General features: G+C 72.1%; 4 protein-coding genes and 1 pseudogene. 3 read left to right on the top strand and 2 right to left on the bottom strand.

The genetic code is table 11. The annotated features are described in order from the left end of the window. The coding region (locus ACVNF4_RS30760) for a PH domain-containing protein (RefSeq protein ID WP_461806164.1) at nucleotides 1-739 on the top strand (739 nt) is incomplete at its 5' end. A 69-nt stretch (nucleotides 740-808) separates the two neighbouring features. Here the strand turns inward: ACVNF4_RS30760 and ACVNF4_RS30755 are convergent. Beyond that, on the bottom strand, nucleotides 809-2209 hold the full coding sequence (locus tag ACVNF4_RS30755) for a hypothetical protein (protein WP_461806163.1): 1401 nt from the start codon (nucleotides 2207-2209) through the stop codon (nucleotides 809-811). Between the two features lie 188 nt (nucleotides 2210-2397). After that, nucleotides 2398-3513, bottom strand: a complete 1116-nt coding sequence (locus tag ACVNF4_RS30750; RefSeq protein ID WP_461806162.1) for an alpha/beta hydrolase — start codon at nucleotides 3511-3513, stop codon at nucleotides 2398-2400. Between the two features lie 236 nt (nucleotides 3514-3749). On the opposite strand from ACVNF4_RS30750, the gene ACVNF4_RS30745 reads away from it, so the two are divergent. Together ACVNF4_RS30745 and folP are read left to right on the top strand one after the other, a co-directional pair. Beyond that, nucleotides 3750-5558, top strand: coding sequence for a phosphatidylglycerol lysyltransferase domain-containing protein (locus ACVNF4_RS30745; protein WP_461806161.1), 1809 nt, complete (start codon nucleotides 3750-3752; stop codon nucleotides 5556-5558). A gap of 161 nt (nucleotides 5559-5719) precedes the next feature. Then, nucleotides 5720-6409 (top strand): annotated as a pseudogene (gene folP / locus ACVNF4_RS30740) (dihydropteroate synthase); the annotation flags it as partial. Nucleotides 6410-6433 lie beyond the last annotated feature (24 nt).

Raw genomic sequence — 6433 nt, 5'->3', positions numbered from 1 at the left:
CGGCACGTGGGTCGCGCTGCTCGGCGCGGCCGTCGTGGTGCCGCTGCTGTGGACGGCCACGAACTGGTGGACCGCGCTGGTCGCCGGGCTGCCGCTGCTGGGCGCCGCGGGCGCGGGCACGGTGGGGCGGTTCGTGGCGGAGTACGACTGGACGGTCGGCGAGTCGCCCGACGGGCTGCGGCTCGACCACGGGCTGCTGGACCGCTCGCACGAGACGGTGCCGCCGGGGCGGGTGCAGACCGTGCGGATCGTGGAGCCGCTGCTGTGGCGGCGCCTGGGCTGGGTGCGGGTCGAGCTGGACGTCGCCGGGTCGGAGAACTCGCTGCTCGTGCCGGTCGCCCCGAGGGCGGCCGCCGAGGAGATCATCGCGCGCGTGCTGCCCGGGGTGACCGTCCCGACGGTCCTCTCCCGGCCCCCGAAGCGGGCGGGGCGGGTCGTGCCGGGGTGGTGGCGCGGGTACGGCATCGCCGTCACCGACACGGTCTTCGCCTCCCGCCACGGCCTCCTCCGCCGCCACCTCGCCCTCGTCCCCCACGCCAAGGTCCAGAGCGTACGGCTCACCCAGGGCCCCTGGAGCCGCCTCTGGCGCCTCGCGAGCGTCCACGTGGACACGGGCGCCGACAAGACCGTCTCCGCCCCGCTGAGAGCCATGGACGACGCCGTAGCCCTCCTCCAGGGCCAGGCGGACCGCTCCCGCACCAGCCGCCTCGACGCGCCTCCGGACCGCTGGATGGCGTGAGGGGCCGCGGAAACGCCGCGAGGGCCGTACGACCGTCGTGGCACGGTCGTACGGCCCTCGAAGTGAGCGTCAGTAGGCCGCGCTGCGCAGCCCCTGGAGGTCGAGCACTTCGGTCTCGTCGTGGGCCGTGAGGTCGACGACCTGGCCGATGCCGCGGGACGCCTCGTCGGCGGGCTTGAACTCGGCCTCGGACTCGGCCTTGTGCAGGGCGAGCGCCTCCTGGCCGACGACGTCGGCGAGGTCCTCGTTCTGCACGGCCTCCAGCTCGGCGTCCTGCTTCGTGCCGAAGAAGTCGAAGCCGCCCTCGGCCGAGGGACGCCGCACGGGCTGCGCGGTGGGGACGACGGCGACGGCGGTCGGCACCGCGAAGTGCCCGGCGGGACGCGGGACGATCGCGCCGGAGGCGGACGTCTGCTGCGCGATCCCCGTCGGGTGCGCGGGCTCAAGGGCGTGCACGGGTTCGACGGCGGTCCGGTCCTCCGTGTCGGTACCGCGCCCGGCGATACCCCTCTGGCGCGCGAGCGCGTCCAGCGCGGAAGAGGTGCCCTGGAGAACGCCGCGCGCCTGGACGGCACCGTCACCCTGCCGGGAGTCCCCGTCGGCGCCGTCGTCCGTACGCCCTGTGCCTCCGGCGACCGCGTGCTCCTGCGCGTCGGCCGCCTCGGACTTCCCCTCGGCCTCGTCCTCCGCCACGGGCTCACCGCTCTCGGCGGAACCGCCCTTCGGCGAACCGCCCTTGGGCGAGTCGCCGCCCGACGGAACGTCACCCTTCGCCGGAGCGTCACCCTTCACCGAGGCACCTTTGTCGGCCGGCGCCTTCTCGGACGGGCCCTCCGGCTTCTCGATACGGTTCAACGCCTCCGCGGCCCGCAGGAACAGCTTCGTGCCCTCGGGCGAGAACAGCCCCGGCTCGACGGCAGCGGCCTCGACATCGGCCTCGGCACTCTCGGCGGCCCCCTCCGACGACGACGGCGACAACGACAGCGCCGGCTTCGGCTCGGACCCGGCAGCCGCCGAACTCTCCAGCTCCAGCCGCCGACGTCCCTCCAGCGCGCTCGCCCGCTCGGTCTCCGCGGTCGCGTACCGCCGCAGCAGGGCGGCGTGTTCGTTGCGCAGCCCGGCCAGTTCGGTCCGCTTCGCGCGCAGCCGCTGCTCCAGCTTGCCGCGCAGCGCACGGGACTCTTCGAGATCGCTCTCCAGCTCGGCGACCCGCTCCTCGAAGCGCCACTCGTCGCTCACCCGCGCGCGGGACAGATCGGCGACCGTCTTGCCGGCTTGCGAGTCCCAGCGGCGCAGGACGGCCGCGCCGACTATCGCGACCGCGGCGGCGATAGCGGCGACCACCCGGAGCACGCCCGTATCGGAGAACACCCACGGACCGAAGGCGCAGACGAGGGAGACGCCTGCGATCGCCGACGGGGGCAGCAGCCTGTGCAAAGGCGGTGAATGGCGGTGACGTCCACGTGGCATGGCCAGAAACTTACCGCGCGTAGGGGAGCGTTGGCGCCCCGCCCCGTAAAAACACAGCCATCCCGAAACCTTCGCAAGCCGCCGGAAATCAATTCCGGCCGAACCAGGAAGTGCGACGCTCCAAAACCAAGATCATTTCCAGCCGGAGTGCGCCACCGGGACTTCTCCGCCCGCCCCGCGCGGGACACTCACTGCTGTGCGAGCCGCTCGCTCACCCACTGGAGGGTGGCCGGAATCTCCCGCTTCCACGTGTTGAAGTTGTGCCCGCCGCTGTCGAGGATGATCGACGAGACGCGCGTCTTGTTCGTCGCCTTCACCATGTCGATGAACTTCAGGGTGGCCTTGTAGTTGTTCTCGCCCTCCCTGCTGCTGGTGACGAGCAGTGAAGTGTCCGGAGCGGGACGGTGTTTGAGGAACCACTTCAGGTCCGCCTCGTTCTTCAGCGTCGCGTTCCCCTGGAACAGGTCGCCCGTCGTCGCGTCGATCGGCGCCTTGTAGTACGGCGAGAGGCCCGCGCCCGCGGCGAACACCTCGGGGTGGTGCATGGCGAGCTTCAGGGCGCAGTACCCGCCCGTGGAGTCCCCGACGACGCCCCACTTCTTGGCCACCCGGTAGTGCGAGGCGACCGCGTCGGGCAGGTCCCGCGCGAAGAACGACTCCGTCTGCGGCCCGCGCGGGATGTCGACGCACTCCGTGTCGCGCGGGGGCGCCACCGTCGGGCGCAGCATGACGAGGATCATCGGCTGCATCTTCCCGTCCCTGGCGAGGTCCCGCGCGGTGCTCGGGAAGTGCAGCTTGTCGACGAGCGCCTGGGCCGTCCCCGGGTATCCCGTCATCACGATCGCCGCCGGGAACGCGCGCGTGCGGTACTGCGGCTGGAAGTACTCCGGCGGCAGGTACACGTACGCGGGCGACGCGATGTTCGTCGTACGGCCGGTGATCGCGACCTTCTGGACCTGGCCGCGCAGCTGCGGGCTGCCGCCGGGGCCTTCCACGCGCTGTTCGTCGAGGACCTTCAGCGGGCCCACCGGGGCGGTGCCGTCGGCGTGGTCGACGACGACCCCCTGGCCGTTCTCCTTGCCGAAGAGGTCGGCCCAGCTGGCGTAGAAGCCGAACGCCTGGTTGGCCGCGAGGCCCACCGCCGCGAAGAGCGCCACCTGGGTGGCGAGCAGCAGGCCGACGCGCCCGGCGATCACCGCGACGCCGCGCCGCGCCAGCCGTGGCCACAGCCAGACCGTGCCGATGAACAGCAGTGCCGCGCACACGATCGCCAGCACCAGCACCTTGTTGCTCGTAAGACCCATGAGGAGTTCCCTGCCTGCGCTTTCCTTCCGGGCTCCCTCGCCTCCCTCGCTTCCTTCACGAGGGCTTGTCCCGGTCTTTCCCTGACCTTTGGAGCCGCTTTGAGGAGTCGAGTGAACCTCTTTCCTCCAGACACCGTCCTAGAGGACGCAATGTCGCCGGTACGGCCGATCTGGCGCCGGGATCAAGGTCACTCGCGGAACTACGGGATGCGATGTCTGTCAAGGAAGATGGGGAAATGTCGGGCGGGGTTCCGAACCGATCAAGTCGCTTGCGGCGCGTTCTTCGCGGCCCGCGCCCGGAGTCCGTTCCGGTTCTCGTCGGCAGGGCCTGCGCCCTCGTCGGACTGCTCGACGTCGCGGCGAGCATGTTCCCGCGGTTCCGCCACAGCCGGATGCACACCATCGCCGAAGTGCTGCCGGGCTCCTTCGGACCGTTCGCCGCGGCCCTCTCGCTCAGCGCGGGCGTCCTGCTCCTGCTGCTCGCGCACGGCCTGAAGCGCTGCAAGCGGCGCGCGTGGCGCGCGGCGGTGGCCCTGCTCCCGGCGGGCGCTGTGGCGCAGTTCACGTACCGCCACTCCCCCGTGGGCGTGCTGATCTCGACGGCGCTGCTGGTCGCACTGATCGCCTACCGCGACCAGTTCGACGCGCTGCCCGATCCGCGCAGCCGCTGGCGGGCGCTGGCCAACTTCGTCCTCATGAGCGCGGGCTCCCTCGGTCTCGGCATGGTCATCGTCAGCGTCCACTCCGAGCGGATGGTCGGCGACCCGAGCGTGGCCGACCGGCTGACGCACGTCGTGTACGGCTTGTTCGGCTTCGAGGGGCCCGTGGACTACGCGGGGAACACCTCGTGGACGGTCGCGTTCTCCCTGGGCGCCCTGGGCCTCCTGACGGCCATCACGACGATCTACCTCGCCTTCCGCCCCGAGCACCCGGCCGCCCACCTCACCGAGGAGGACGAGACCCGGCTGCGGGCCCTCCTGGAGAAGCACGGCCGCCGCGACTCCCTCGGCCACTTCGCGCTGCGCCGCGACAAGGCCGTCGTGTTCTCGCCGAGCGGCAAGGCCGCCGTCACCTACCGGGTCGTGTCCGGTGTGATGCTCGCCAGCGGTGACCCCATCGGTGACGTCGAGGCGTGGCCCGGCGCGATCGAGCGCTTCATGGACGAGGCGAAGGCCCACTCGTGGACCCCGGCCGTGATGGGCTGCTCGGAGACCGGCGGCGAGGTGTGGACCCGCGAGACCGGTCTGGACGCCCTCGAACTCGGTGACGAGGCGGTGGTCGACGTTGCGGATTTCTCGCTGGCCGGCCGCGCGATGCGCAACGTCCGGCAGATGGTCAAGCGCATCGAGCGCGCCGGTTACGAAACCCGCGTCCGTCGCATCCGTGACCTCGGCGACACCGAGCTGGAGCGCATCCGCCGCGCCGCCGACGACTGGCGCGGCACCAGCACCGAGCGCGGCTTCTCCATGGCGCTGGGCCGCATCGGCGACCCGTCCGACGGGGACTGCCTGATCGCGACCGCCCACAAGGCCGACGACATCACCGACGCCTACGGCGACCTCAAGGCGATCCTGCACTTCGTGCCCTGGGGCCCCGACGGCGCCTCCCTCGACCTGATGCGCCGCGACCGCTCCGCCGACCCCGGCATGAACGAGCTGCTCATCGTCGCCGCCCTCCAGGCCGCCCCGAAGTTCGACATCACGCGCGTGTCCCTCAACTTCGCGATGTTCCGCTCCGCCCTGGCGCGCGGCGAGAAGATCGGTGCGGGCCCCGTCCTGCGCGCCTGGCGCGGGCTGCTCGTCTTCCTCTCCCGCTGGTTCCAGATCGAGTCCCTCTACAAGTTCAACGCCAAGTTCCAGCCCCGCTGGGAGCCCCGCTTCGTCGTCTACCGCAACTCCGGTGACCTCCCCCGCATCGGCTTCGCCGCCATGCAGGCCGAGGGCTTCGTCGACCTCGCGATCCCGCTCCCCCGCTTCCTGCGCCGCACCCCCGCCCCGGCCCGCCCCTGCGCCCACGTGACCGAGCGGGACGTCAAGGCGGCGTAGGGCGCGACGGAACAGTGCCGACGGTACGGCGGCGTCACGACGATACGGTTTCGTCGCGACGCCGCCGTTTCGCGTCACGACGAAACGGACCCGTCCCGACGCACCCGTCCCGACGACACGCCCCCGTCCCGACGCCTCCCCCCGGGGCCTACGCTGAACGCATGAGCACGCAACGCGGACGCGGACGGGTCGCCGGACTCCCGGAATGGGACCGGTGCGCGGTGATGGGGGTGGTGAACGTCACCCCGGACTCGTTCTCCGACGGCGGTCGCTGGTTCGACACGACGGCCGGCGTGAAGCGCGGCCTGGACCTGGTCGCCGAGGGCGCGGACCTGGTGGACGTCGGCGGCGAGTCCACACGCCCCGGAGCGCGCCGGGTCGACGAGGACGAGGAGCTGCGCAGGGTCGTCCCGGTCGTGCGGGGGCTGGCCTCCGAGGGCGTCGTGGTCTCCGTGGACACGATGCGCGCGTCCGTCGCCGAACAGGCCCTCGCCGCGGGCGCGTCCCTGGTCAACGACGTCAGCGGCGGCCTCGCCGACCCGGCGATGATCCCGGTCCTGGCCGCCTCCGGGGCCCCCTTCGTCGTCATGCACTGGCGCGGCTTCCTGGAGGGCTCGACGATCCACGGGGTGTACGAGGACGTCGTCGCCGAAGTCGTGGACGAGCTCCACGCGCGCGTGGAGGCCGTGCTCGCGGGCGGGGTCGCGGCGGACCGGATCGTCGTCGACCCGGGGCTCGGCTTCTCCAAGGAGGCCGAGCACGACCTCGTGCTCCTCGCCCACCTGGACCGGCTGCGCGCCCTCGGCCACCCCGTCCTGGTCGCCGCGTCCCGCAAGCGCTTCCTGGGCCGCTCCTGGAGGCCGGGGACATGATCA

The organism is Streptomyces sp. S6 (assembly GCF_054880855.1).
The sequence above is the reverse complement of the archived record's forward strand: the minus strand, read 5'-3'. Positions and strand labels throughout refer to the sequence as shown.